Origin of the sequence: Pseudomonas sp. MF6751, from assembly GCF_016613265.1 — a bacterium.
Taxonomy (GTDB): Bacteria; Pseudomonadota; Gammaproteobacteria; order Pseudomonadales; family Pseudomonadaceae; genus Aquipseudomonas; species Aquipseudomonas fluorescens_BV.
Genome location: NZ_JAENSV010000026.1, coordinates 39,216 through 65,393, shown reverse-complemented (window position 1 = coordinate 65,393; position 26,178 = coordinate 39,216). Strand labels below are relative to the sequence as shown.

At 60.1% G+C, this 26,178-nt stretch carries 15 protein-coding genes; 6 read left to right on the top strand and 9 right to left on the bottom strand.

Annotated features, from left to right (window positions below; all coding sequences use genetic code 11):
• Positions 1-52: 52 nt before the first annotated feature.
• The 9 genes from JJD66_RS19535 to JJD66_RS19495 all read right to left on the bottom strand — a co-directional run bounded on the left by JJD66_RS19535 (position 53) and on the right by JJD66_RS19495 (position 13,726).
• Positions 53-1,534: a mannitol dehydrogenase family protein gene (locus tag JJD66_RS19535; RefSeq protein WP_200648809.1), complete on the bottom strand. Its 1,482-nt coding sequence runs from the start codon at positions 1,532-1,534 to the stop codon at positions 53-55.
• An 18-nt stretch (positions 1,535-1,552) separates the two neighbouring features.
• Complete coding sequence (locus JJD66_RS19530; RefSeq protein WP_198715246.1) at positions 1,553-2,656, bottom strand: ABC transporter ATP-binding protein; 1,104 nt, start codon at positions 2,654-2,656, stop codon at positions 1,553-1,555.
• Positions 2,657-2,678: 22 nt separating this feature from the next.
• The gene (locus tag JJD66_RS19525; RefSeq protein ID WP_005788583.1) at positions 2,679-3,509 is read right to left on the bottom strand and encodes a carbohydrate ABC transporter permease; all 831 of its coding nucleotides are present in this window, start codon (positions 3,507-3,509) and stop codon (positions 2,679-2,681) included.
• A 10-nt stretch (positions 3,510-3,519) separates the two neighbouring features.
• Positions 3,520-4,410: a carbohydrate ABC transporter permease gene (locus JJD66_RS19520; RefSeq protein ID WP_034127650.1), complete on the bottom strand. Its 891-nt coding sequence runs from the start codon at positions 4,408-4,410 to the stop codon at positions 3,520-3,522.
• Between the two features lie 176 nt (positions 4,411-4,586).
• Positions 4,587-5,909 (bottom strand): ABC transporter substrate-binding protein, encoded by a 1,323-nt coding sequence (locus tag JJD66_RS19515; RefSeq protein ID WP_198715245.1) that lies wholly within the window; start codon positions 5,907-5,909, stop codon positions 4,587-4,589.
• Between the two features lie 434 nt (positions 5,910-6,343).
• Positions 6,344-6,778 (bottom strand): hypothetical protein, encoded by a 435-nt coding sequence (locus JJD66_RS19510; protein WP_200648808.1) that lies wholly within the window; start codon positions 6,776-6,778, stop codon positions 6,344-6,346.
• 146 nt (positions 6,779-6,924) lie between these two features.
• A complete protein-coding gene (locus JJD66_RS19505; RefSeq protein ID WP_200648807.1) occupies positions 6,925-11,103 on the bottom strand; it encodes a dermonecrotic toxin domain-containing protein in 4,179 nt (1,392 codons plus the stop codon).
• Between the two features lie 331 nt (positions 11,104-11,434).
• On the bottom strand, positions 11,435-12,364 hold the full coding sequence (locus JJD66_RS19500) for an AraC family transcriptional regulator (protein WP_200648806.1): 930 nt from the start codon (positions 12,362-12,364) through the stop codon (positions 11,435-11,437).
• Between the two features lie 72 nt (positions 12,365-12,436).
• Positions 12,437-13,726, bottom strand: a complete 1,290-nt coding sequence (locus JJD66_RS19495; protein ID WP_200648805.1) for a glycosyltransferase — start codon at positions 13,724-13,726, stop codon at positions 12,437-12,439.
• A 159-nt stretch (positions 13,727-13,885) separates the two neighbouring features.
• Between JJD66_RS19495 and tpx the strand changes: the two genes are divergently transcribed.
• From tpx to JJD66_RS19465, 6 genes are all read left to right on the top strand, one after another.
• Positions 13,886-14,386, top strand: coding sequence for a thiol peroxidase (tpx, locus tag JJD66_RS19490; RefSeq protein ID WP_200648804.1), 501 nt, complete (start codon positions 13,886-13,888; stop codon positions 14,384-14,386).
• A 231-nt stretch (positions 14,387-14,617) separates the two neighbouring features.
• Positions 14,618-15,916: an MdtA/MuxA family multidrug efflux RND transporter periplasmic adaptor subunit gene (locus tag JJD66_RS19485; RefSeq protein WP_105226725.1), complete on the top strand. Its 1,299-nt coding sequence runs from the start codon at positions 14,618-14,620 to the stop codon at positions 15,914-15,916.
• On the top strand, positions 15,913-19,014 hold the full coding sequence (locus tag JJD66_RS19480) for an MdtB/MuxB family multidrug efflux RND transporter permease subunit (protein ID WP_014718694.1): 3,102 nt from the start codon (positions 15,913-15,915) through the stop codon (positions 19,012-19,014). The genes JJD66_RS19485 and JJD66_RS19480 overlap by 4 nt, the downstream gene beginning before the upstream one ends.
• Positions 19,011-22,118 (top strand): efflux RND transporter permease subunit, encoded by a 3,108-nt coding sequence (locus tag JJD66_RS19475; protein ID WP_105226726.1) that lies wholly within the window; start codon positions 19,011-19,013, stop codon positions 22,116-22,118. Before JJD66_RS19480 ends, JJD66_RS19475 begins: the two co-directional genes overlap by 4 nt.
• A 152-nt stretch (positions 22,119-22,270) precedes the next feature.
• On the top strand, positions 22,271-23,698 hold the full coding sequence (locus JJD66_RS19470) for an efflux transporter outer membrane subunit (RefSeq protein ID WP_057977224.1): 1,428 nt from the start codon (positions 22,271-22,273) through the stop codon (positions 23,696-23,698).
• A 367-nt stretch (positions 23,699-24,065) separates the two neighbouring features.
• Positions 24,066-26,159: a putative bifunctional diguanylate cyclase/phosphodiesterase gene (locus tag JJD66_RS19465; protein WP_198715239.1), complete on the top strand. Its 2,094-nt coding sequence runs from the start codon at positions 24,066-24,068 to the stop codon at positions 26,157-26,159.
• The last annotated feature ends 19 nt before the right edge of the window (positions 26,160-26,178 follow it).

Below are 26,178 nucleotides of genomic sequence, written 5' to 3'. Positions count from 1 at the left end.
TTGGATTGAAAATACGGTCAATGTGGGAGCTGGCTTGCCAGCTCCCACATGTTTAATCCGGTTTGTTCAGGAGGTTTTGTAGTGTGGCGGTGACGCCTTTGTCGCGCAGGCTTTCATAGCAACGCTGGAACGCTGCCACAAACGCCGTCGACTTGGGAATAGCCGTGCCAAAAATCTCTTCCACCCCCAGCAACCGTTGGCTGATCAGCGCGTCATCGCTCACCAGCTCCTGGCAGAACGCTGCCCGTGGGTCCGGGATGCTGTAGCGCGCGCCGTTTTCATCCACGCCTTTCAAATACAACGCCCAGGCCGCCACCACCAGGGCGGCACGGTCCGTCTCGCGGCCGTCGGCAATCAGGCGGTTGATGGTCGGCACGGTGAACTTGGGAAACTTCGATGAACCATCGGAGCATACGCGCTCCAACTGGTCGGCAATCGCCTGGTTGGAAAAGCGATCCACCAGGGTCTGCTTGTATTCGGTCAGGTCGATACCAGGTACCGGCGCCAGGTTCGGCGTGACGTCCAGGTCCATGTAGGCGCGCATGTACGCCACGAACAGGGGGTCGTTCATGGTCTCGTGAACGAACCGGTAGCCCTTGAGGAACCCCAGGTACGTGAGGGCCAGGTGGCTGCCGTTGAGCAGGCCGATCTTCATTTCTTCGTAAGGCGTGACGTCATCGGTGAACTGCACGCCGACCTTTTCCCAGGCCGGGCGGCCGTTGACGAATTTGTCTTCCAGCACCCACTGCACAAACGGCTCGCACACCACCGGCCAGGCATCGTCGATCCCGTGCTGGTCATGCAGTTGCAGGCGGTGGGCGGTGCTGGTCATTGGCGTGATGCGGTCAACCATGGCATTCGGGAAGCTCACGTTGGCCTTGATCCAGTCATGCAGGCCTGCGTCGTGCAGGGCGGCGAAGGCCAGCAAGGCCTTGCGGGTGACGGCGCCGTTGTGAGGCAGGTTATCGCAGGACATCACCGTAAAGGCCGGGGTGCCAGCGGCGCGGCGCTGGGTCAGCGCGGCGCAGATAAAGCCGAATACGGTTTTCGGTGCCCTCGGGTGCGCCAGGTCATGCTGGATCTGCGGCAGGTGGGCCATGAACTCGCCGTTGCTGTCGTCGATGCAGTAGCCGCCTTCGGTGATGGTCAGCGAGACGATGCGGATCTGGGGGCTGGCAAATTTATCGATCAGCGCCTGGGCACCGTCTTCGGCCAGCAGCATGTCGGTGATCGAGCCGATCACGCGCACTTGCGTGTCGTCGGTGTCGCCCAGTTCATACAGGGTGAACAAATAATCCTGGCCGGCCAGGTCGTCGCGGGCCTTGCGGTCTTCACTGCGCAGGCCGACGCCGCAGATGCCCCAGTCCAGGCCCTCGCCGGTGTTCATCAGGGCATCGGTGTAGAACGCCTGGTGCGCACGGTGGAAACCGCCGACGCCGATGTGCGCGATGCCCTGGCGGATATCGGCAAGCGCGTAGGTCGGCACCTGCACTTCGGGCGCCAGTTGGGTGAGGTTGGTTTTATTCAATTTCATCTGGAAATACTCACGGAATCAGGCGGCAGCGCGCAGTGGACGGGCCACGGCTACGCCATCGGTGTCGAACAGATGGCAGTGCGCCGGGTCCAGGTGCAACTGCAGCGTTTCGCCGTATTGGCTGGCCATGTCGCCACGGATACGCATGGTCAGCGGTTCGCCGTTGCGGGTGATGACGTGGCAGAAGGTGTCGCTGCCCAGGCGCTCGCCGACGTCAGCGGTCACGGTCAGGGTGGTTTGCCCTGGCGCGGCGATTTCCAGATGTTCCGGGCGAATGCCCAGGGTTACCGCGCTGCCCACGTTCAGGGTGGCGCCGCTCAACGGCAGGCTGATCAGGGTGCCGGCGTCCAGTTGCACCTCACAGCCTTGGCTGTCGACGCGGGTGACCTGGCCCTTGAGGAAGCCCATCTTCGGCGTACCGAGAAAACCGGCCACAAACAGGTTGGCTGGCTGGTGGTACAGCTCCAGCGGCGAGCCGACCTGTTCGATGCGCCCACTGTTGAGCACCACCACCTTGTCGGCCAGGGTCATGGCTTCGACCTGGTCGTGGGTCACGTAGATCATGGTGGCTTGCAGTTCTTTATGCAGGCGCGCCAGCTCCAGGCGCATCTGCACGCGCAGGGCGGCGTCGAGGTTGGACAGCGGTTCGTCGAACAGGAAGATCTTCGGGTTGCGCACAATCGCTCGGCCAATCGCCACGCGCTGGCGCTGGCCACCCGAGAGTTGCTTGGGCTTGCGCTCCAGCAAAGGCCCCAGCTCAAGGATGCGCGCCGCTTCGCTGACTTTGCTCTCTACCAGCTTCTTATCGACGCCCGCCAGGTCCAGGGCAAACGACATGTTCTTGCGCACGCTCATGTGCGGGTACAGCGCGTAGGTCTGGAACACCATGGCCAGGTCACGCTTGGCCGGGGTCACTTCGGTGATGTCGCGGCCATCGAGTTCGATGGTGCCGTCGCTGACCTCTTCCAGGCCGGCGATCAGGCGCAGCAGGGTGGATTTGCCACAGCCCGACGGGCCGACGAACACCACGAATTCCTTGTCGTTCACTTCCAGGTCGATGCCCTTGATGATGGAAAAACCTTCGAAGCCTTTTTGCAGATTCTTGATTTTCAGGTTGGCCATGATGGGCCTCCTTTTCGAATTATTATTTGACGGCGCCAAAGGACAAACCGCGTACCAACTGCTTCTGGCTGATCCAGCCAAAAATCAGGATCGGCGCGCAGGCCAGGGTCGAGACGGCGGACAGCTTGGCCCAGAACAAGCCTTCGGGGCTGGAGTAGGAGGCGATCAAGGCGGTCAACGGCGCGGCGCTGGAGGAGGTCAGGTTCAGCGACCAGAACGCCTCGTTCCAGCACAGGATCAACGACAGCAGTACCGTGGAGGCCAGGCCGCCCTTGGCGATCGGCAGCAGCACGCGCACCATTTCCTGCCACAGGGTGGCGCCGTCCAGGCGGGCGGCTTCGAGGATGTCCTTGGGGATGTCCTTGAAGTAGGTGTACACCATCCACACCACAATCGGCAGGTTGATCAGGGTGTAGATGATGATCAGCGCAATGCGCGTATCCAACAGGCCAAAGCTCTTGGCCAGCAGGTAGATCGGCATCAGCACGCCCACCGGCGGCAGCATCTTGGTGGACAGCATCCACAGCAGCGTGCCCTTGGTGCGCTGGGTTTCGTAGAACGCCATGGAGTAGGCGGCCGGTACCGAAATCAGCAGGCACAGGGCGGTGGCGCTGAACGAAATCACCACCGAGTTCCAGGCGTAGGCAAAGTAGTTGCTGCGCTCGTTGATGTGCAGGTAGTTCTCCAGCGTCGGCGTGAAGATGAACTGCGGCGGCGTGGCGAACGCGTCGATTTCGGTCTTGAAACTGGTCAGCACCATCCAGAAGATCGGGAAGAAAATCAGGATCGCAATGGCCCAGGCCAACGTGCCGAGCAACAGGCTTTGCAGGCGGCGGGATTGTTGAAGCGTCATGGCGCGGCCCTCAAGGCTTGTCAGTCAGGTTTTTGCCGATCATCCGCACCAGGATGATCGCCGCGATATTGGCGATGACCACGGCAATCAAGCCGCCGGCCGAGGCCATGCCCACGTCGAACTGCACCAGCGCCTGGTTGTAGATCAGGTAGGCGAGGTTGGTCGAGGCGTAGCCGGGGCCACCGTTGGTGGTGGTGAAGATTTCGGCGAACACCGAGAGCAGGAAGATGGTTTCGATCATCACCACCACGGCAATCGGGCGGGCCAGGTGGGGCAGGGTCAGGTGCCAGAAAATCGCAATGGCGCCGGCACCGTCCAGGCGTGCGGCTTCCTTTTGTTCCTGGTCCAGGGACTGCATGGCGGTCATCAGCAGCAGGATCGCGAAGGGCAGCCATTGCCACGACACAATGATGATGATCGACAGCAGCGGGTAATGCGCCAGCCAGTCCACCGGTTCGGCGCCGAAGAACTTCCACACTGCGGCGAGAATCCCCGACACCGGGTGGAAAATCAGGTTCTTCCAGATCAACGCACCGACGGTGGGCATGATGAAGAACGGCGAAATCAGCATCACCCTCACGATGCCGCGGCCCAGGAATTCACTAGCCTCCAGCAGCGCACTGATCAACACGCCGAACACCACGCTGATCAGCAATACGCTGCCTACCAGCAACAGGGTATTGGTGGCTCCAGGCAGGAACCCCGAGTCGGTGATGAAGTAGCTGAAGTTTTCCAGCCCCACGAACTGGTTTTCGCCGGGGTAGAGCAGGTTGTAGCGGATCAGCGAAAAGTACAGGGTCATGCCCAGCGGCACGATCATCCACAGCAGCAGCAAGGCCACCGAGGGGCTGACGAGAAACCAGCCGGGGTTGGCCAGGCGGTTTTTTGGAGGTGTATTCATGGTGATCAGAACCAGTCAGATGCCTACAGAATCTGCGTCGGAGCGCGGTCACTGTGGGAGCTGGCTTGCCTGCGATGGCATCGCCTCGGTGCTACTCATAGACCGAGTTGTTTGCATCGCGGGCAAGCCAGCGCCCACAAAAGCCCTGCTCCTGTATTTGCGGGGGTGAAGCTGGGTTACTTGGGATAACCAGCCCGCTTCATTTCCCGCTCGGTGGTGGTCTGCGCGGCGGTCAATGCAGCATCGACGCTCTGCTGACCGGTCAGCGCACCCGAGAAGAACTTGCCCACCTGAGTACCAATCGCCTGGAATTCCGGAATGGTCACCAACTGGATACCGATATACGGCACCGGTTTCTCGGTCGGCTTGGTCGGGTCGGCCACTTTCAGCGATTCCAGCGTCACCTTGGCGAACGGCGCGGCCTTCATGTACTCCTCGCTGTAGGTCGAGGTGCGTGTGCCCGGTGGTACGTTGGCGATGCCATCGGTCTTGGCCACAAGCTGGCCGTATTCCTTTGAGGTTGCCCAGGTGGTGAATACCTTGGCGGCGTCCTTGGCCTTGGAGCTGGTCGGGATCGCCAGGCTCCAGGAATACAGCCATGACGTGCCCTTGTCGGTCTTCTCGTGGGGCGCAAACGTGAAGCCGACATGCTCGGCGACCTTGCTCTGGCTCTTGTCGGTAACAAACGAGCCCGCCACGCTGGCATCCACCCAGATCGCGCATTTGCCACTGTTGAACAGCGCCAGGTTTTCATTGAAACCGTTGCTGGAGGCGCCCGGCGGGCCGGATTTCTTCATGTTGTCGACGTAGAAGTTCAGCGCGTTCTTCCACTCGGGGCCGTTGAATTCCGGCTGCCACTTCTCATCGAACCAGCGCGCGCCGAAGCCGTTGGCCAGTGTAGTGATCAGCGCCATGTTCTCACCCCAACCTGCTTTGCCGCGCAGGCACAGGCCATATTGCTCTTTGGACTTGTCGGTGAGCTTGGCGGCGAATTCGCCGATCTGGCTCCAGGTCGGGTGCTCAGGCATGGTCAGCCCGGCGTCCTTGAACAGGTCGGTGCGGTAATAGGTGATCGAGCTTTCGGCGTAGAACGGCAGGGCATACAAGGAGCCTTTGACGGACAAACCATCACGCACCGAAGGGAACACGTCATCAAGGTCATAGGACGCCGGCAGGTCTTTCATCGGCTCCAGCCAACCTTTGGCGCCCCACAGTGCGGCTTCGTACATGCCGATGGTCAATACATCGAACTGCCCGCCCTGGGTGGCGATGTCGGTGGTGAGGCGTTGGCGCAGGACGTTTTCTTCGAGCACCACCCAGTTCAGCTTGATCTCCGGGTGCTCGGCCTCGAAGGTTTTCGAGAGCTTCTGCATGCGGATCATGTCGCTGTTGTTGACGGTGGCAATGGTCAGGGTTTGCGCGCCAAGGCTGACGGCGCTGAGGGTCATGCATGCAGTCATGCAAGAACAGGCAAGCAGAGTTTTTACTGTGAACTTCATCGCGCACTCCATTTCCGCGCCCAGGGGGCTACAGAAGGACGGTTATTGTTGTTGTGTCTTCCTACAAGGAGTCAGGAAGAGTGTGCGTTGATTACAGCCTTCAAAAGCGGCGGTGACAAATCCTTGGGAGCACTGGGACTGATACTTTTTTGCACTGAGAATCTTCGAGCGCGGATCAGGCACCCGAAGAGGCGTAATGCCTATTTGCTATTTATAGGCACTCCCCAGCCAAACGGCTGACGATGTATCCGATACAAAGCCTTCCAGCACAGGCCCATAACCTGCCTGTGCTTTCGCGTCATAGGCATACCAGCTACCGTTCTGGCGTACCCCATTGAGTTTGACCGGCTCGTTGGCTCCGGAGCGCAGAATGCCTTGCGCCATATTGGCCTGCTGAGCAAATTGCTCGCCAAGTTTGCGTGGTGGACAGACCGTCAGGGGGGTATGGGTGCTTTAGTGGTTTTTTTTCTAACGGGCCCCAGCACGCTGATGCTCTCGATCACCATTTTCCGGTTGGAGTCAAATTTGAAGCTTACCCACACCTCGCCGGTCGCCGTGGACCTGATGTAGAACCGATAAAGGCTTGGCTTTTCGACTGATATGTCGTTGAGCCGTCCTGTTCCCTCCGGATGAACGGCGATGAGTGTTTCACCGGCTTGTTCGCCGCGCAGCCTGATGACCACTTCAACGTCGGCGGCCCCGGTCAGCGCTTTGCCCCAGTCTCTATTGACCGATGTCGAGAACCAGCGACTTTGTTTGTCGTAATTGTCGATATGTATCTGGCCTTCGCCGGTCCAGCCGAAGGTCTCTCCGGGTATTTCAAAGCGGCTGAACTCATTGATTGCACGAGGGGTGGCTGTTTTTTTCATGACGGGGCTCCAATGGACTATCCACAGAGCCAGAGTTCACAATCGCCGGGATGCAGGGAACTGTCACATCTACCAGTTCAGACGAGTGGGCGCCTGCTCAAGCCAGGCTCTGCTCAGTCAACGGGTGCGCCGCCTTGCGCGCTGGCTCATAACCTCAAAGCTCGCGAGCTGGCGGAGGCGGGGGGAGTAAAGATTTTCCACTCATGGTCATGGGGGCGACGTGGGTTGGGGAGCTTTTCCAAAATCCAGTACCTGTCCTTCATGACTTCGAATTGTGTGACAGTACCGACGGGGGCCTTCACGGGAACGTTCAAGCGTTTGGATAACTCTTCAGCGAAACCTGTACTGCCGGATTTACTACTGATCATTCTGATTTGGGTAGCGCTGGTTTTTTCCAGCATGGGCGCGATCAGTCTAGCGAACGCTTCGGGTGAATAAGACTGCGCATTTTTCAAGCCGCTTTTGAAGGTCACTCCACCTTTGTCGCCATGCCCAATGATGTTTAATCGGATTTCATTACTGCCCGCTGGTCGATCCAGGAAGTACTCATACTGGCCGTCTTCAGAGGGGGTAAAGGCAATACTGTTTTTAATTTTTTCAGGCTCGGGTAGTTCCTTGAAATCCTTGTACTCACCCAGGGCGTTGAGTTCTTTCGAGGGGCTTTGAATTTCGGCAGGGGCCGCACTTGTTCGTTTCTTGGACGAGCCGAAACGCTTGGGCCGGTAATCGACTTCGATCTCTTCCCAAAGAGGTTCTTTAATAGTGCCCCAGTTAACATTTACTTTTTCGCCACTCTGTTTTTCCACGTGGGTAAACATATCAACGTCTTTCAGTTGTTTGTTTAACTCCATCTCTGCCAATTCGATAATGTCGGCTTTAGAAAATCTTGGGTACTTTGCCTTGTATTTTGCAAGGGCGGTTTTGTAGATGTCCTCAGGATCTATGTCCGCATTGGATTTGTAGCCCACGACTACCGAGCCTTCATAACCCTTGACCGGCACGCCAGTAAGCGCGTGCAGTTGTGATGCCAGTGAGTTATCACCGCCCTTGGCGGAGTAACAGACCAGCAAACGCACTTCCGGATAGTCCCTGATATCAATGCCACGGGCGACAAGTTCATTATAAACGTCTTCAGCAGTAAGGAGTTTTTCATCCTCCCCGACAATCATCGCTCCTTGCTCGCCTTCAGGCTTGGCCGCGTGACCGATAATATTCAAGCGTTTAACTTCCTCGCCTTTACGATTGTAAGTATCTACATTGGTCTGGATCTCACCGTCCACAGGTGTGATCTTTTCCAGCGGGCCCCCCATTCGAAAGCGCTGTGGCGGCGGGGTAGGGCGTGCATCGCCGTCGATCAATACGCTGGTGTTGGTTGCCGGCCTGTTTGAGGTGACGGCTGAAGGCTCCGACCATGAGCGCTCCTTGAACTGGGCGAGCAATGTCGTCAGGTTGACCAGCAGGTCCGTCAGGGCCGCCTCTTTATTTTGCGCGTCATCATCGAGCAGGACGCCCAGGTCATTGATTATGCCCTGGGACTGCATCATCAAGCCGAGCATGGCACCGGGCCCGCGCAATACTGGCAGGACTGAATTGAGCAACAGGAAACCACCTTCCTTGAGGCTCGCCCAGCGGCTTTGTGCGTCGGCTGTCGATTGCTGTCCGGCCAAGGTGATCAAGCTGCGGGCGTTGGCTTCGTACAGGTGGTTCATCAATGTTCCCGCCTGCAGCGTTTGTTGCAGGCGGGTATCCATGGCCAAGGGAATAGTTTTGTTCATCGGGACAGAGCCCAGGTTTAAACCGAATATCACCAGGTTTGGATGTTTGAAACCGTTGCCACTGTAGGTGTTGCGGGTCTGTTCGTCAGGCAACCACGCGAGGATGTCGTTTTGCAGCTTGCCTTTGTTCTGTATGGCTTCCAGCAGCGCCTGGCGGGTTGGAAACTGTATTAACGACGCATCGCCCATCAGGGGGCGGTACAGGATGTGCGGGCCGTTCGTGCCGTCCTTGGGTTCGATCAGATAGGCGCCTTCGACCACATCGGTTTTCCCATTGGCCCGGTTATCGAACGCCAGCGGTCGGATCACGATTTCCTGGCCATCAACGATCCTGGGGCCAGGGCCTGACTTGAATAGCTCCTGGACGTAGCGAAAACCTGTGGTGTTGAAACCGGACTCTGCCTTGATGCTCAGTTCCAGCGCCTTGAACTGCAGCTCCAGCGGTACCTGCTGAACGAACAGTGCCTGGCGCCGGGCTTTTTCGGCCGGGTCATCAAGCAGTTTTTTCCTCAGCAAGTCAGGGTAGGTTTTGCCGATATCAAGGTCGTCGACCAACTGCTTGAGTACGCCTTCTTTCTCTAGCTCTGGCACCCTGACTTTGAAGTCAGAGCCTTTATACTTGAGCCCTGTATTGTAAAAGACCTCAATCTGGCCGCTGGGTAATCCTGATAAGTTATTGAGGAGCATGTCTGTCAGGCTCATGGTCTGGCGGACGATTTCCCCGGCGGTACCCTGTGCCCCATAAGCGACTTTGAAGACCACCTCGAGTTTAGCCGCGGGGTGCGCCGTGAGTTTTTTGCTTCTGGGCAAAAAGTCGAATTGCTGCTGGGCGAACGTGTGGATGTCCTTGATATCGCTGTTGTAGCTGCGGCCTTCGTTCAGTTGGTTGAAGCTGGCCAGTCCCAGGCTGAGTTCATGCATGATGAAACGCTCGGCCTCGCCTGCGTTGCTCATCCAGTCGGGCAGTGTGGGCGGCTCCTGCACCGAACTGTCCGGGCCACGTGGGGAGGCAGGGGAAGTCAGGCTGCTGCCGAGATGCCGATTGATGAGGATGTCGGCCTGGCCATCGAACAGGTTGCCGGTCATCTCTTCCTTTGGACCGCCCAGGCTTTCGAGCTCATCCCAACTGTTGAATGGAGTGATTTTGCCGCTGGGCTCCACCAGCAGCAGGATGTCGCGATTGGCTTGCGCCAGGTAGCGATGAACCACCTTGTTCGGTGTGGAGTCGGCCAGGCTGTAGACGGTGGCGCCCGATGAGTTGGGGTCAAGTGGGGCGGGGCGCGTGGCGCCTTCGGGATGCCTCACGACCATGTCGATGGTCTTGCGCTGTTCATCATCCAGGCCGGATTGTTTCAGGCTGGCCAGTTGCAGGTTGCTTTTCAGGATGCGGCTGACCAACGTCCGGTGGCTGCCGCTGAAAGCGGCACCGGTATCAATGCCCGTATTGAACGCAGGTTTGGCCCAGTACTCACGCAAATTTGCCTCATAGGCCTGGTTCAGTCGGTCCGGCAGCGCACCGATGACGCCGCTCAGAGCTGAAAAGTCGAGGTCTAGCGGAGTGTCGGCAGCGGTGCCCGTGCGTGCCAGTCGATCGGGACGCGTGTCAAACGCCCTGGCGGAATCGAGGAAGTCTGGGGCGTCACCGCCAGTCAGGTAGTCGAAGGCAAGTGCCATCAATTGTGTGCGCTTGGGTTTGGAGGGATTGTCCGGATCGGGCGTTTCAATGGCAATCTGGTTGATGTCGAAATCCAGCCCTGGTGAGGCTTCCTTCAGCCTGTCGCTGAGCACTCGTGCGACCACCGAGTAAACGTTGGGCTCACCGGCAAACTGGCGACGGGCAATATCGGCGACGGGGTCAGTGGTGGCGCTCGAGGTTTGGATCGGTGTAGTGGCCGGCTCTGCGCTGCTGGGCGGCGCCGGCGGCTGCACGACGTCCGGGCGTTGTGCCTGGGGGAACTTGCCAGGCTCAAGCATGACCTGCAGCGCAAGGTTCTGTATGGCTTCATCCCGCATATGCCTGACGTGCTGAACGTCCTGTCGGTGGGGCCGCGCAGCATTGCCTTCAGGAGCAAGTAGCGATGGGAATGTCTTGATATCCTGCAACACCTGGATTTGCTCCAGTGCTTCGGCCTTCGTCGTCGGAACCCTCATGGCGTAAAAAGCACCGACGGCATGGGTGGTGGCGGTGTGTTCGCCGATATACACAATCGGGACGTTGTTCGTAGAGAGTTTGCGCACAGCCTTGAAGACGTTGACAGCGGCTTCCTCGAAGCCATCGTCGTATTTGGAAAAACTGCTGCGTTTGCCGTTAATGGTGCCGTCCAGAAATCCGGAAGGCGTTAGTTTCAGGTTTGAAATGTTGATGTTGTTATTCTTCGCAAACGTCGCGAACGGCTCGTTTTTGAGTGCGTGAGTCAGTTGTGACCAAAGCTGCCCGAATGTTGAGTGAGTTGGAATGTCATGGACTGTGCCGAAGGAAGACGGCATGTAACGGCTGGTAGAGTGTACATTGATCTCCTCCATCAAGGCGGTGGCGAGTTTTTCCGCCATGTCAGCGTCAGCCTGACTCACCAACGTCTCGGCTGTGTTTCGGCCTTCCAGGGTCACTACACCGGCCGATGGGCTGCGTGGGGTACGAATCAGGCTGGTTTGTGCGTCCACTGTTGCAGGGGATGGAGGCAAATTTCGGGGCGGGGTGGGTAAGGGCGAGTGCGATGCAATAATGCTCATGGGGACCTCGTGGGTACGATAAGAAAGCGCGTGGTCAGCAACTGACTTGTAGCTTTTTGGTCATACACAGGGAGGCGTTCCGCCCCAGCTATTACGGGATGTGATCGGGACAGGCGTGAGAGCGTTCGCCAGATAGCCAGCTTGCGGTTTTTTAACTGAAGTGCGAGGTGTCTACAGGCATCAGGTTCTGCTCCGTCAACCGCTGCATCGCCAACCGTCGATAGTGGGAAGGGGTCATGCCCTTGAGTTGCTGAAAGCGCCGGTTGAAGTTGGAGATATTGTTGAAGCCGGACTCAAAGCACACGTCCGTGACGGCCTTGTCACCGTCCGCGAGTAGTTCGCAGGACTTGCTGATACGCAGCCGGTTGACGAATTCGATAAAGGTGCGACCGGTCGCCTGCTTGAACACCCGCGAGAAGTAGGTCGGCTTCATCCCCAGGTATTGCGCCACTTCTTCCAGCGGCAGCTCGCGGGCGTAATGTGCAAAGATGTAATCCACTGCCCGGTTGGTGCGGTCTATGCTGTGCTCGTCGGCCAATTGCGGCGTGGTTACGCCGGACAGCAATTGGTAGTCCTCGCACACGCTCAACACGTCCAGCAAGATAAAAAACTGCCCCAGGCGCGCCATGCCCTTGGCGTCCTCGATGTGTTGCATCAAGGTCATGGCCTGGGTGATGGTTTTTTTGCAGCGAAACTCGATGCCGTACTGCGCGCGCTCCAGCAGCGGTGCGAGGTTCTTGAGTTCAGCAAAAATATGGCTGCCGCTCTCGAGCAGGTCATCGGTGAAGTTCACCAGCATGTCACGCTTGGGCACCACTTCGTCTTCTTCCACCTGGCTGATCCAGTTATGGGGCAGGTTGGGGCCGGTGAGGAACAGGCTTTCGGGGTAGAAGTTGCCGATGTAGTCACCGATAAACACCTTGCCGGAGCTGGCGACGATCAGGTGCAGCTCGTATTCCTTGTGGAAGTGCCAGCGCACCAGCGGGCAGGGGAAGCCGTGTTGGCGATAGATGATGGACAGGCCGTTGTGGTCGTCCATCAACTCGTAGGAAGGGTCAGTAATGCGCGTTGCTCGGGTCATGCTGCCGTCGCTTTATTGTGATCGCTGCGTAGGATAATGCCCCGTCACGCACGTCCTCGCCAGCAGCAGTGTTTACAGGGTGCGGTTTTTCGCCTCGATCCACTGGGACATGTATTGGGTACTTTTATGCGCGTGGTGGCGCAGCATGCTGCCGGTGAAGTTGTCCCGGCGATGGGCAGCGAGGTCGCGGCGACAGCGTTCCAGGCATTCCACCAAGGCGGCCCCGTGGATGTCCTGGTCATAGCGCCGGGCTAGCAGTTGGCGCCCGTGTTCCTGGGCCCGGGTCCAGCGCTCACGGTCCTGATAAAGGGCCACGGCAGCGGCAGCCAGGGCCGGCGCATCCTGTGCAATCACGCCGGGCCAGGGCTGGTCATCGCCCATGGCCTCGGCGCCGATTGGGGTCGTGACACTAGGCGTGCCGCACAGCATGGCGTCGACCAACTTGCCCTTGATGCCCGCGCCAAAGCGCAACGGTGCCAGGCAGATGCGCGCGGCGGTCATGACTTGCAGCGCATCTTCGGCCCAGTTCATTACATGGAAGCCCTGGGCCTGATTGTGCAGGGCGGTGGCCTTGGGCGGGGTGTAGGCGCCGTAGATATGCAATTGGGCGCCTGGCAGTTGTTGGCGGATCAGTGGCCACAGGCGGTGCTTCATCCACAACACCGCATCCCAATTGGGCGCGTGGCGGAAGTTACCGATGCTGAGGAAATGCGCACGGTCTTCAAAGGGCGCAAATGCGTCGGTGGGCGGTTGCAGCATCAAGGGGCACCAGTGGAGCAGGGCGGCAGGCACCTTGAACTGTTCGGTGAGCAGGCGGATTTCCACGTCGGAGATCATCAAGCTGATGTCACAGCGGTAAATGGCGGCGATTTCGCGTTTGGCCAGGTCGGTGTCGGCCATGCGCTGGAACTCGTCTTCCAGCGCCGGCGCGAACAGGGCGCTGAAGTCGTCGCTGTCGGGTTTGGCTTTCACCTGCTCTTTGAGCCGCTGGTGACGGGCGTCGCGCAGGCTTTGCAGGTCGGAGGTCTCCAGCACGCGCAGGGCGTTGGGGCAGCATTGTTCTACGCGCCAGCCAAATTGCTCCTCCATCATGAAACGGTCGAACAGCACGATATCCGGGGCCAGTTCGCGGACAAAGTCATCGAAACTGCTGTTATTCAGTTCGATGGTGCGTTCGGCGATCCCGAGTGCCGGCAAGTCGGCCTTGTGTTCGCCGATGGTGGCGGGGCTGCTGAAGGTAATGTCCCAACCTTGCGTAAGAAAACTCTCAAGGATTTGCATCATATGCCCGCCCGCGGCAGAGGAACGGGGCTCCGGCCAGACGTAACCAATGACCAGGACTTTGGTGGCGGGCTGATTCATCGGCAAAGGTTTCCTTGAAGGGCAGGCGAAAAGCGCGCAATTAAACCACAACCTCAGCACATGACAATTTGTGTCTGGCGGTAGGTAGCGTCGGCACTTTGTGGTTAACTTCCGCCTCTCGAATTTGTTTAACCAAAAACCAGCATAAGGATTCCGTTCATGGCTCAAGTCACCCTTAAAGGCAACCCGGTCCAGGTTGAAGGCGAACTGCCGAAAGTCGGCGCCAAAGCTGCAGACTTCACCCTGACCGCCGGCGACCTGTCCAACGCCACCCTGGCTACCTTTGCCGGCAAGCGCAAAGTGCTGAACATCTTCCCAAGCGTTGATACCCCAACCTGCGCCACTTCCGTGCGCAAGTTCAATGCCCAGGCCAACGATGTGGCCAACACCGTGGTCCTGTGCATCTCCTCCGACCTGCCATTCGCCCAAGCGCGTTTCTGTGGCTCCGAAGGCCTGGAAAACGTTAAGAACCTGTCGGATTTCCGCAATGCCGACTTCGCCGTTGACTATGGTGTTTCCATCGCTGACGGCCCGCTGCAGGGCCTTACTGCTCGTGCTGTCGTGGTGCTGGATGAAAACGATAACGTGCTGCACAGCGAGTTGATCAAGGAAATCGCTGAAGAGCCGAACTACGACGCCGCCCTGGCTGTGTTGAAGTAACTGTTTCTACGTATGACTGTCGTTTGGCAGTAACACGTATGATGCATGATTGCGGCCTGGCCTAGTCCAGGCCGTTTTTATTTGAGCGTCAGCGGTTTAGCGAAATAGCCGGTGGACTAAGATCAGAAGTTAAGAGTTGTAAGCCCAAGGTAAATAGCCGGTAAAGGTGCTTTTCTTAAGGCCCCCCAGTGCTTATCTTTCAGCCTCCCAAAGTAGAAGCTCTCGCGCCCAATGGTTGATCACTCCATGCAATCCTCCCCCCGCAACTCCCGCCGCTGGCTGTTTGGCCTGCTCGTGCTGCTGGTTATCGCCGGCCTGTGCTGGAAATTCTGGCCCAGCGGCGCGGCCCATAAAGACGCTCCGGCCGGGCACACGGGTAAAACCGGCATGGCGCGCCCTGGCTTCGGCGGGTCCACTGGCCCAGTGCCGGTGCGCGTGGCTCCTGCAGTGCTGGGTGAGTTCCCGGTGTACTACAAGGCGCTGGGTACGGTCACGGCGCTGAACACCATTAATGTGCGCAGCCGGGTGGGCGGCGAGCTGGTCAAGATCGCCTTCGAGGAAGGGCAAATGGTCAAGGCCGGCGACCTGCTGGCAGAAATCGACCCGCGCAGCTACCAGAACGCCTTGCTCCAGGCCCAGGGCACCTTGCTGCAGAACCAGGCCCAGTTGAAGAACGCCCAGGTCGATGTACAGCGTTATCGCGACCTGTACGCCCAGGACAGTATCGCCAAGCAAACCCTGGACACCGCCGAAGCGCTGGTATTGCAGTACCAGGGCACGGTCAAGACCAACCAGGGCGCGGTGGACGACGCAAAGCTCAACCTGGAGTTCACCAAAATCCGCGCGCCCATCAGCGGCCGGGTGGGTTTGCGCCAGCTTGACGTCGGCAACCTCGTCGCAGCCAACGACACCACCGCCCTGGCGGTAATCACCCAGACCCAGCCAATCAGCGTGGCCTTCACCCTGCCGGAAAATACCCTGGAAACCGTGCTGGCCCGTTACCACGCTGGCAACAAATTGCCAGTGGAAGCCTGGGACCGTAGCGATGTGAAAAAGCAGGCGGTCGGTGTGCTGCAAAGCCTGGACAACCAGATTGACGTCACCACCGGCACCCTGAAATTCAAGGCGCGTTTCGATAACAAGGACCAGGCGCTGTTCCCCAACCAGTTCGTCAATGTGCACCTGCTGGCTGATACCTTGAAGAACGTGGTGCTGGCGCCATCTGCGGCGATCCAGTTCGGCAACAATGGCACCTTTGTCTACAAGCTCGACGGCGACAAGAAGGTCAAGGTCCAGCCCTTGGTGGTAGGTGACACCGATGGTGAAAACACCGTGATCAAGGAAGGCCTGGTCGCTGGCGACCGCGTGGTGCTGGAAGGCACCGACCGCCTCAAGGACGGCAGCGAGATCGAAGTAGTCAACGCCAGCAGCGAGGTGCCGACCACGCCGACCGAGCACCTGCAAGGCAAGCCCGCAGCGAAAGGGGAGACCGGGGCTGACGCCGGCAAGGCGCAAAAGGTCGGTTCATGAACCTGTCGCGCCTGTTCATCCTTCGCCCGGTCGCCACCACGCTGAGCATGCTGGCCATTGTCCTGGCCGGCATCATTTCGTACCGCCTGCTGCCGGTGTCGGCGTTGCCCCAGGTGGATTACCCGACTATCCGGGTGATGACCCTGTACCCCGGCGCCAGCCCCGATGTGATGACCAGCGCGGTCACCGCACCGCTGGAGCGCCAGTTCGGGCAGATGCCCGGGCTGACCCAGATGGCCTCTACCAGCTCCGGCGGCGCCTCGGTGCTGACCCTGCGTTTCAACCTCGACATCAATATGGACGTTGCCGAGCAACAGGTGCAGGCCGCGATCAACGCCGCCACCAACCTGTTGCCCAAGGATTTGCCGGCGCCGCCGGTGTACAACAAGGTCAACCCGGCGGATACCCCGGTGCTGACCCTGGCAATCACCTCCAAGACCATGTTGCTGCCCAAGCTCAATGATTTGGTCGACACACGCATGGCGCAGAAAATCGCGCAGATCAGCGGTGTCGGCATGGTCAGCATCGCCGGTGGCCAGCGCCAGGCCGTGCGTATCAAGGTCAACCCCGAGGCCCTGGCGGCCAATGGCTTGAACCTCTCGGACGTACGCGCCCTGATCGCCGCCTCCAACGTCAACCAGCCCAAAGGTAACTTTGACGGCCCCACCCGCGTTTCGATGCTCGACGCCAACGACCAACTGGTCTCGCCCGAGCAATACGCCGAACTGATCCTGGCCTACAACAATGGCGCTCCGTTGCGGCTCAAGGATGTCGCGCAGATCGTCGACGGCGCTGAAAACGAGCGCCTCGCCGCCTGGGCCAACGAGAACCAGGCCGTGCTGCTCAATATCCAGCGCCAGCCGGGCGCCAACGTGATCGAGGTGGTGGACCGCATCAAGGCCCTGCTGCCGAGCATCACCGACAACCTGCCGGCCGGCCTGGACGTGACGGTGCTCACCGACCGCACCCAGACCATCCGCGCTTCGGTCAAAGACGTGCAACACGAGCTTCTGATCGCCATTGCCCTGGTGGTCATGGTGACGTTCCTGTTCCTGCGCCGAGTCAGCGCCACGATCATTCCGTCCATCGCCGTGCCGCTGTCCCTGGTGGGCACCTTTGGTGTGATGTACCTGGCCGGATTCTCCATCAATAACCTGACGCTGATGGCCCTGACCATCGCCACCGGGTTTGTGGTGGACGACGCCATCGTGATGCTGGAGAACATCTCGCGCTATATCGAGGAAGGCGAGACGCCGATGGCGGCCGCGCTCAAGGGCGCCAAGCAGATCGGTTTCACCTTGGTGTCCCTGACGCTGTCGTTGATCGCGGTGTTGATTCCTTTGCTGTTCATGGCCGACGTGGTCGGGCGGCTGTTCCGTGAGTTCGCCATCACCCTGGCAGTGGCGATCCTGATTTCCCTGGTAGTGTCCCTGACACTCACGCCCATGATGTGCGCGCGCCTGCTCAAGCGCGAACCCAAGGAAGAAGAGCAGGGCCGCTTCTACAAAGCCAGCGGCGCCTGGATTGACTGGTTGATCGAAGCTTACGGCCGCAAGCTGCAATGGGTGCTCAAGCACCAGCCGCTGACGTTGCTGGTGGCGATCGCCACCCTGGGGCTTACGGTGGTGCTGTACCTGGTGGTGCCCAAGGGTTTTTTCCCGGTGCAGGACACAGGGGTAATCCAGGGTATTTCCGAGGCGCCGCAGTCGATTTCCTTTGCGGCCATGAGCCAGCGCCAGCAGGAACTGGCGAAGATCATTCTCGCCGACCCTGCGGTCGAGAGCCTGTCGTCCTACATTGGCGTGGATGGCGATAACGCCACCCTCAACAGCGGCCGCTTGCTCATCAACCTCAAGGCTCATGGCCAGCGCGACTTGAGCGCAGCCGAGGTCATCACCCGCCTGCAACCGCAGATCGACAAGCTGGTGGGCATCCGCCTGTTCATGCAACCGGTGCAGGACCTCACCATCGAAGACCGGGTCAGCCGTACCCAGTACCAGTTCAGCATGTCCTCCCCGGACGCCGAGTTGTTGGCGTTATGGAGCGGCAAGCTGGTACACGCCCTCAGCCAGTTGCCGGAACTCACCGACGTGGCCAGTGACCTGCAGGACAAAGGCTTGCAGGTGTACCTGGTGATCGACCGCGACGCGGCCTCGCGTCTGGGCGTAAGTGTCTCCACCATCACCGATGCGCTGTATGACGCCTTCGGCCAGCGCCAGATCTCCACCATCTACACCCAGGCCAGCCAGTATCGAGTGGTGTTGCAGGCCCAGTCCGGCGAAACCCTCGGCCCGGCGGCCCTCAACCAGATCCATGTGAAAACCACTGACGGTGGTCAGGTACGGCTGTCGAGCCTGGCCCATGTGGAACAGCGCCAGGCGCAATTGGCAATTGCCCATATCGGCCAGTTCCCGGCGGTGATGATGTCGTTCAACCTGGCGCCCGGCGTAGCGCTGGGCAAAGGCGTGGAACTGATCAACCAGACCCAGAAGGACATCGGCATGCCGGTGGGCGTGCAAACCCAGTTCCAGGGCGCGGCCCAGGCGTTCGAAGCCTCGTTGTCGAGCACCTTGCTGTTGATCCTGGCGGCGGTGGTCACCATGTACATCGTGCTCGGTGTGCTCTATGAGAGCTATATCCACCCAATCACCATCCTCTCGACCCTGCCGTCGGCGGCGGTGGGGGCCTTGCTGGCGTTGCTGCTCAGTGGCAATGACCTGGGCATGATCGCGATCATCGGCATCATCCTGCTGATCGGTATCGTGAAAAAGAACGCGATCATGATGATCGACTTCGCCCTCGACGCCGAACGCAACCAGGGCCTGGACCCGCAAACCGCGATCTACCAGGCCGCGCTGTTGCGCTTCCGGCCAATCCTGATGACCACCCTGGCTGCCTTGTTCGGCGCGGTGCCTCTGATGCTAGCGAGCGGCTCCGGCGCCGAACTGCGCCAGCCCCTGGGCCTGGTGATGGTCGGCGGGTTGCTGGTGAGCCAGGTGTTGACGCTGTTCACCACGCCGGTGATCTACCTGTACTTCGATCGTCTTGGCCGGCGCTGGCGCAAAGAGCCACAACGCCTGGAGCCGGTTGAGCCATGAACCTGTCCGGACCTTTCATCCGCCGGCCGGTCGCGACTATGCTGCTGAGCCTGGCGATCATGTTGCTCGGTGGCGTCAGCTTCAATTTGTTGCCGGTGTCGCCATTGCCGCAGATCGACTTTCCGGTGATCGTGGTGTCGGCCAGCTTGCCCGGCGCCAGCCCCGAGGTGATGGCGTCTACGGTGGCCACGCCGCTGGAGCGCTCATTCGGCGCGATTGCCGGTATCACCACCATGAGCAGTTCGTCGAGCCAGGGCTCTACCCGGGTGATTCTGGCGTTCGATTCCGACCGCGATATCAACGGTGCGGCGCGGGAAGTGCAGGCGGCCATCAACGCGTCGCGCAACCTGCTGCCTAGTGGCATGCGCAGCATGCCCACCTACAAGAAGATCAACCCGTCCCAGGCGCCGATCATGGTGCTGTCGCTGACCTCCGACGTGTTGCAGAAGGGCCAGTTGTACGACCTGGCCTCGACCATTCTGTCCCAGAGCCTGTCCCAGGTGCCGGGTGTGGGCGAAGTGCAGATCGGCGGCAGTTCGCTGCCGGCGGTGCGCATCGAACTGGAACCAAAGGCCCTCGATCAGTATGGCGTCGCCCTGGACGATGTGCGCAACACCATCGCCAATGCCAACCAGCGCCGGCCCAAAGGCTCCCTGGAAGACAGCGAGCGCAACTGGCAGATCCAGGCCAACGATCAGTTGGAAAAAGCCAAGGACTATGAGCCCCTGCTGATTCGCTATCAGGATGGCGCGGCCCTGCGTCTCAAGGACGTGGCGAAGATCACCGATGGGGTGGAAGACCGCTACAACAGCGGTTTCTTCAACAATGATTCGGCGGTGTTGCTGGTGATCAACCGCCAGTCCGGCGCCAACATCATCGAAACCGTGCGACAGATCAAGGCGCAGTTGCCGGCGTTGCAGGCGGTGTTGCCGTCCAGCGTCAAGCTCAGCCTGGCCATGGACCGCTCGCCAGTGATCACCGCCACCCTGCATGAGGCGGAAATGACCCTGCTGATTGCCGTGGGGCTGGTGATCCTGGTGGTGTACCTGTTCTTGGGTAACTTCCGTGCTTCGCTGATCCCGACCCTGGCGGTGCCGGTGTCGCTGGTGGGCACCTTTGCGGTGATGTACCTGTATGGCTTTTCGCTGAATAACTTTTCGCTGATGGCGCTGATCCTCGCCACCGGTTTGGTCGTGGACGATGCCATCGTGGTGCTGGAGAACATTTCCCGGCACATCGACGAGGGCGTGCCACCGATGAAAGCCGCCTACCTGGGCGCCCAGGAAGTGGGCTTTACCTTGCTGTCGATGAACGTGTCGCTGGTGGCGGTGTTCCTGTCGATCCTGTTCATGGGCGGCATTGTTACCAACCTGTTCCGCGAGTTTTCCATCACCTTGTCGGCGGCGATCATCGTCTCGCTGATTGTCTCGCTGACCTTGACACCCATGCTGTGCGCTCGCTGGTTGAAGCCGCATGTGAAGGACCGGCAGACCGGTTTGCAGCGCTGGAGCCAGAAGATCAACGAGCGCATGGTCGCCGGCTACGCCACCAGCCTGGATTGGGTGCTGCGCCATCGGCGCCTGACCTTGCTCAGCCTGTTCGTCACAGTGGGCGTGAATATCGCGCTGTACGTGGTGGTGCCCAAAACCTTCATGCCCCAGCAGGACACCGGCCAGTTGATCGGCTTTGTGCGCGGTGACGATGGCCTGTCGTTCAGCGTCATGCAGCCGAAGATGGAGATCTTTCGCCAGGCGGTGCTCAAGGACCCGGCGGTGCTCAGTGTGGCCGGCTTTATCGGTGGCAACCAAGGCACTAACAACGCAGTGATGCTGGTGCGCCTCAAGCCGCTTGGCGAACGCAAGATCTCCGCCCAGGCGGTGATCGAGCGCCTGCGCAAGGAGGTGCCGCTGGTGGCGGGCGGGCGCTTGTTCCTCATGGCCGACCAGGATCTGCAGTTCGGGGGCGGCCGCGACCAGACCAGCGCGCAATATTCCTACATCCTGCAAAGTGGCGACCTGGCCGCGTTGCGCCTGTGGTACCCGAAAGTGGTGGCGGCGATGCGTGAGTTGCCGGAGCTGACCGCCATCGACGCCCGCGAAGGCCGCGGCGCGGCCCAGGTGACGTTGATTGTCGACCGCGACCAGGCCAAGCGCCTGGGCATCGACATGGACATGGTCACGGCGGTGCTCAACAACGCCTACAGCCAACGGCAGATTTCCACCATTTACGACAGCCTCAACCAGTACCAGGTGGTGATGGAGGTCAACCCCAAATACGCCCAGGACCCGATCACCCTCAACCAGATGCAGGTGATCACGGCCGACGGCGCACGGGTGCCGTTGTCGACCATTGCCCACTATGAGAACAGCCTGGCCGACGACCGCGTCAGCCATGAAGGCCAGTTCGCTTCGGAGAATATCGCCTTTGACATGGCGCCCGGGGTCACGGTGGAGCAGGGCACGGCGGCCATCGAGCGTGCGATTGCCAAAGTCGGGTTGCCCGAGGATGTGATCGCCAAGATGGCCGGCACTGCCGATGCGTTCGCCGCGACTCAGAAAGGCCAGCCGTTCATGATTCTCGGCGCGCTGGTGGCGGTGTACCTGGTGCTGGGTATCTTGTATGAAAGCTACATCCACCCGCTGACCATCCTGTCTACGCTGCCGTCGGCTGGTGTCGGTGCGTTGTTGGCGATCTACCTGCTGGGGGGCGAGTTCAGCCTGATCTCCCTGCTGGGCTTGTTCCTGTTGATCGGCGTGGTGAAGAAGAACGCGATCCTGATGATCGACCTGGCGCTGCAATTGGAGCGCAACGATGGCATGAGCCCGCTGGAGTCGATCCGCAGCGCCTGCCTGTTGCGCCTGCGGCCGATCCTGATGACCACCCTGGCCGCGATCCTCGGTGCCTTGCCGTTGCTGCTCGGCAGTGGTGATGGTGCGGAGATGCGCCACCCGTTGGGCCTGACCATTATTGGCGGCCTGGTGTTCAGCCAGGTCCTGACCCTTTACACCACCCCGGTGGTTTACCTTTACCTGGACCGCGCGCGCCATCGCTTCAACGCCTGGCGCGGCGTGCGTACCGATGCTGCCCTGGACACTGCGCTATGACCGACTCAACCCAATCACTCGTAGCTGCGGGCCTGCTGTGGCGAGGGAGCTTGCTCCCGCTGGGCTGCGAAGCGGCCCCAAAAAAGCCTGGGAGTGCTTCGCCCTCCAGCGCAAGCAAGCTCCCTCGCCACAATAAAGCTGCCGGCAATGGCATGAAGTTATTGGCCGTGATGATGTGTGGTGTGTTGCTCAGCGCCTGCGCCATCGGCCCTGACTACAAACGCCCGGACGTCATCGAGCCGGTGCAGTTCAAGGAGGCCCAGGGCTGGCGCCAGGCTAACCCGAGCGACTCCCTGGCGCGTGGCGCCTGGTGGGAGCTGTACGGTGACCGACAACTCAATGACCTGGTGGTGCGCCTCAACACGTCCAACCAGACCGTCGCCCAGGCCGAGGCGCGTTTTCGCCAGGCACAGGCGCTGGTACGCAGCTCACGGGGGGCCTTTTACCCCAGCGTTGACCTGAGCGTCGGCAAGACCCGCGCCAGCCAGGGCACCGGCAGCAGCAGTGCCAGCCTCAGCAGTTCCAGCAGCGGTATCCGCGACACCCTCAACGCCCAGTTGGGCGTGAGTTGGGAAGCCGATATCTGGGGCAAGTTGCGCCGCGGCCTGGAGGCCAACGAAGCCAGCGCCGAGGCGAGCTCGGCCGACCTGGCCGCGATGCGCCTGAGCCAACAGTCCGAACTGGTGCAAAGCTACCTGCAACTGCGCGTCATGGACGAACAGACGCGCCTGCTGCAAGCCACGCTGGACACGTACCAGCGCTCATTGAAAATGACCGAAAACCAATACCGTGCCGGTGTGGCTGGCAAGGATGCCATCGCCCAGGCGCAAACCCAGCTCAAGACCACTCAGGCCAGCCTGATCGATCTGATCTGGCAGCGTGCCCAATTGGAAAACGCCATCGCCGTACTGATCGGCGAGGCGCCAGCCAACTTCAACCTGGCGGTGAGCAAAGACATCCCGGCCCTGCCGCAGATACCCGTGAGCCTGCCGTCCCAGTTGCTGGAGCGTCGCCCCGATATCGCCTCGGCCGAGCGCTCGGTCATCGCCGCCAACGCCAATATTGGCGTGGCCAAGGCTGCCTATTACCCCGACCTGACCTTGAGCTTGGCGGGGGGCTACTCCAGCAGCACCTATGAAGATTGGATCAGCCTGCCAAACCGCTTCTGGTCGGTAGGGCCGAAACTGGCGATGACCCTGTTCGATGGCGGCCAACGCTCCGCGGAAGTCGACCGCACCGTGGCCAGCTATGACGAGACCGTGGCCAAATACCGCCAGACCGTACTGGACGGTTTCCGTGAGGTGGAAAACTACATGGTCCAGCTCAAGGTGCTCGCCGATGAGGCGGTGGTCAGCAATGAAGCACTGGAAGCCGCGCGTGAATCCTTGCGCTTGACCGAAAACCAGTACAAGGCCGGGTTGATTGCCTATCTGGATGTGGTCACGGTGCAGGCGACGGCATTGAGCAACGAGCGCACGGTATTGACCTTGCTGCAGTCGCGGCTGGTGGCCAGTGTGCAGTTGATCGCAGCATTGGGCGGAGGCTGGGATGGCCAGACCTCCCTGGCCGAAAAGGAGTAACCGGATACGCCGCGCATCCTGTGGGAGCAAGATCAAATGTGCGGGCAAGCCCCAATGCCAGTCAGTCAAGCACAGTACCCTGTGGGAGCTGGCTTGCCTGCGAAAGCGTTAGTGCAGTAGCAGATGCGGTGACTGACACACCGCCTTCGCGGGCAAGCCCGTTCCCACAGGAAATCTGCGCAAGCCCCGCACATTTTGATGTCCATGATGTGGTTGAAAACAGCCAGATAAAGCCAGCCGATTGACGCCAGAAATTGCGTGATGGCCAGTGGATTAATTAATCACCTGTCCTGTATTCATACTCGCTACAATCGCCCGATTTGCCACCCGGCACGGGCTTTTGCGCCGGTCGCCTGCGAGACGTCCCATGCTGATCGGTAGCTATTCAACCTCCCTTGTCGTGATTTCCCTGTGCGTGGCCATTCTGGCGTCCTACACCGCCTTGGACCTGGCCGGGCGTATCGCGACCGCCAAGGGGCGTGCCGTTTACCTGTGGATCACGGGTGGCGCAGTGGCGATGGGCATCGGCATCTGGTCCATGCACTTTATCGGGATGTTGGCCCTGCGCCTGCCGTTTGCCCTTGGGTTTGAGGTAGGCATTACCCTGTTGTCGCTTTTGATCGCGGTGCTATCCAGTGGCTTCGCGTTATGGCTGGTCAGCCAGCCACGCTTGCCGGCCTGGCAACTGGCGTTTGGCGCACTGGTGATGGGGGCCGGTATCGCCAGCATGCATTACACCGGCATGGCCGCGATGCGCATGACGCCGGGCATCGACTACGACCCGGCCTTGTTCGGCGCTTCGTTGTTGATCGCGGTGGTGGCTTCCGGCGCCGCGCTGTGGATCGCCTTCAACCTGCGACGTAACACACCTTATGTGCGCTTGGCTCGGGGCGGCGCAGCCGTGGTGATGGGCGTGGCCATCGTGGGGATGCACTACACCGGGATGGCTGCGGCGCGCTTTGCCGATGACAGCTTCTGCGGTGCCGCATTGACCGGCCTGAGCGGCAAGGGCCTGGATAACCTGGTCTTGGTTACTTCGCTGGCGGTATTGGTCATTGCGCTGTTGACCTCGGTGCTGGATGCGCGCCTGGAAGCGCGCACCGCCGTACTCGCCGATTCCCTGACCCTGGCCAACCAGGAACTCACCCACCTGGCCCTGCATGACATGCTCACCGGCCTGCCCAATCGCACCTTGCTGGCAGATCGCATACAACAAGGCATCCAGGCGGTGCACGAGCGGGGCGGTTGCTTTGCCTTGATGTTTATCGACCTGGATGGTTTCAAACCGGTCAACGATGCCTTTGGTCATCACCTGGGCGACCAGTTGCTGCGCGAAGTCGGCTTGCGCCTGCGCGAGGACTTGCGCAGCCAGGACACCCTGGCCCGCATCGGCGGTGATGAGTTCGTGTTGCTGGTGCAACTCACCCAGCCCGATGATGCCATGGGCCTGGCTGAACGCCAGGTCAGCTTGATCAACCGCACGTTCACGGTGGCCGAGCATCAGTTGCAGATCTCGGCCAGCATCGGCATCGCCATGTTCCCGGGCAACGGTAGCAACCCCCAGGAGCTGCTGATGAACGCCGACGCGGCGATGTATCACGCCAAGGGCATGGGCAAGAATGGCTACAGCTTCTTCGATGTGTCGATGAACACCAATGCGCGCAAACAACTGCAATTGCTGCAGGACCTGCGCATTGCCCTTGAGCAGGGGCAATTTCGTTTGCATTACCAACCCAAGTTCGACGCCGTCAGTGGTCTTGCCGTGGGGGCCGAGGCGCTGTTGCGCTGGGAGCATCCGCATCAGGGCTTGCTGATGCCCGCTACGTTTATTGCACTGGCGGAGAAAACCGGGCTGATCATTCCCATCGGCGAATGGGTACTCGATGAAGCTTGTCGCCAGATGAGCCAGTGGTACGCCCAGGGTTATGAGCACTGGCGCATTGCCGTTAACCTCTCGGCGTTGCAGTTCTGCCATGCTGGGTTGGTCAACAGCGTAGCGGCCGCGCTGGAGCGTCACCAATTGCCGGCCAACAGCCTCACGCTGGAAATCACCGAGACCACCGCCATGAGCGATGCTGATGCAAGCATGACGGTATTGCAGCAGCTCTCGGACATGGGGGTTGACCTGTCCATCGATGACTTTGGCACCGGTTACTCCAGCCTGATGTACCTCAAGCGCCTGCCGGCCAACGAGCTGAAGATCGATCGCGGTTTTGTGCGTGACCTGGAACACGACAGCGATGACGCGGCCATCGTCTCGGCCATCGTGGCCCTCGGCCAGGCCCTGGGCCTGCGCATCGTCGCCGAGGGGGTGGAAACCGATGTGCAGCAGCACTTCCTCACCCGCCTGGGGTGTGACTCCTTGCAAGGTTACTTGTTGGGGCACCCACTGCCGGCCGATAGCTTCATGGCGAATATCCGGGGCGCTGAACAGGCGGCGCCTGACAAAAGCAGTCTGTGATAGGTATTCTTGGATCCAA

Excerpts from the sequence above, each read along its gene's own strand:
- JJD66_RS19535 (WP_200648809.1), bottom strand. The coding sequence starts at position 1,534 with ATGAAATTGAATAAAACCAACCTCACCCAACTGGCGCCCGAAGTGCAG.
- JJD66_RS19530 (WP_198715246.1), bottom strand. The coding sequence starts at position 2,656 with ATGGCCAACCTGAAAATCAAGAATCTGCAAAAAGGCTTCGAAGGTTTT.
- JJD66_RS19525 (WP_005788583.1), bottom strand. The coding sequence starts at position 3,509 with ATGACGCTTCAACAATCCCGCCGCCTGCAAAGCCTGTTGCTCGGCACG.
- JJD66_RS19520 (WP_034127650.1), bottom strand. The coding sequence starts at position 4,410 with ATGAATACACCTCCAAAAAACCGCCTGGCCAACCCCGGCTGGTTTCTC.
- JJD66_RS19515 (WP_198715245.1), bottom strand. The coding sequence starts at position 5,909 with ATGAAGTTCACAGTAAAAACTCTGCTTGCCTGTTCTTGCATGACTGCA.
- JJD66_RS19510 (WP_200648808.1), bottom strand. The coding sequence starts at position 6,778 with ATGAAAAAAACAGCCACCCCTCGTGCAATCAATGAGTTCAGCCGCTTT.
- JJD66_RS19505 (WP_200648807.1), bottom strand. The coding sequence starts at position 11,103 with ATGGCGGAAAAACTCGCCACCGCCTTGATGGAGGAGATCAATGTACAC.
- JJD66_RS19500 (WP_200648806.1), bottom strand. The coding sequence starts at position 12,364 with ATGACCCGAGCAACGCGCATTACTGACCCTTCCTACGAGTTGATGGAC.
- JJD66_RS19495 (WP_200648805.1), bottom strand. The coding sequence starts at position 13,726 with ATGAATCAGCCCGCCACCAAAGTCCTGGTCATTGGTTACGTCTGGCCG.
- tpx (WP_200648804.1), top strand. The coding sequence starts at position 13,886 with ATGGCTCAAGTCACCCTTAAAGGCAACCCGGTCCAGGTTGAAGGCGAA.
- JJD66_RS19485 (WP_105226725.1), top strand. The coding sequence starts at position 14,618 with ATGGTTGATCACTCCATGCAATCCTCCCCCCGCAACTCCCGCCGCTGG.
- JJD66_RS19480 (WP_014718694.1), top strand. The coding sequence starts at position 15,913 with ATGAACCTGTCGCGCCTGTTCATCCTTCGCCCGGTCGCCACCACGCTG.
- JJD66_RS19475 (WP_105226726.1), top strand. The coding sequence starts at position 19,011 with ATGAACCTGTCCGGACCTTTCATCCGCCGGCCGGTCGCGACTATGCTG.
- JJD66_RS19470 (WP_057977224.1), top strand. The coding sequence starts at position 22,271 with ATGAAGTTATTGGCCGTGATGATGTGTGGTGTGTTGCTCAGCGCCTGC.
- JJD66_RS19465 (WP_198715239.1), top strand. The coding sequence starts at position 24,066 with ATGCTGATCGGTAGCTATTCAACCTCCCTTGTCGTGATTTCCCTGTGC.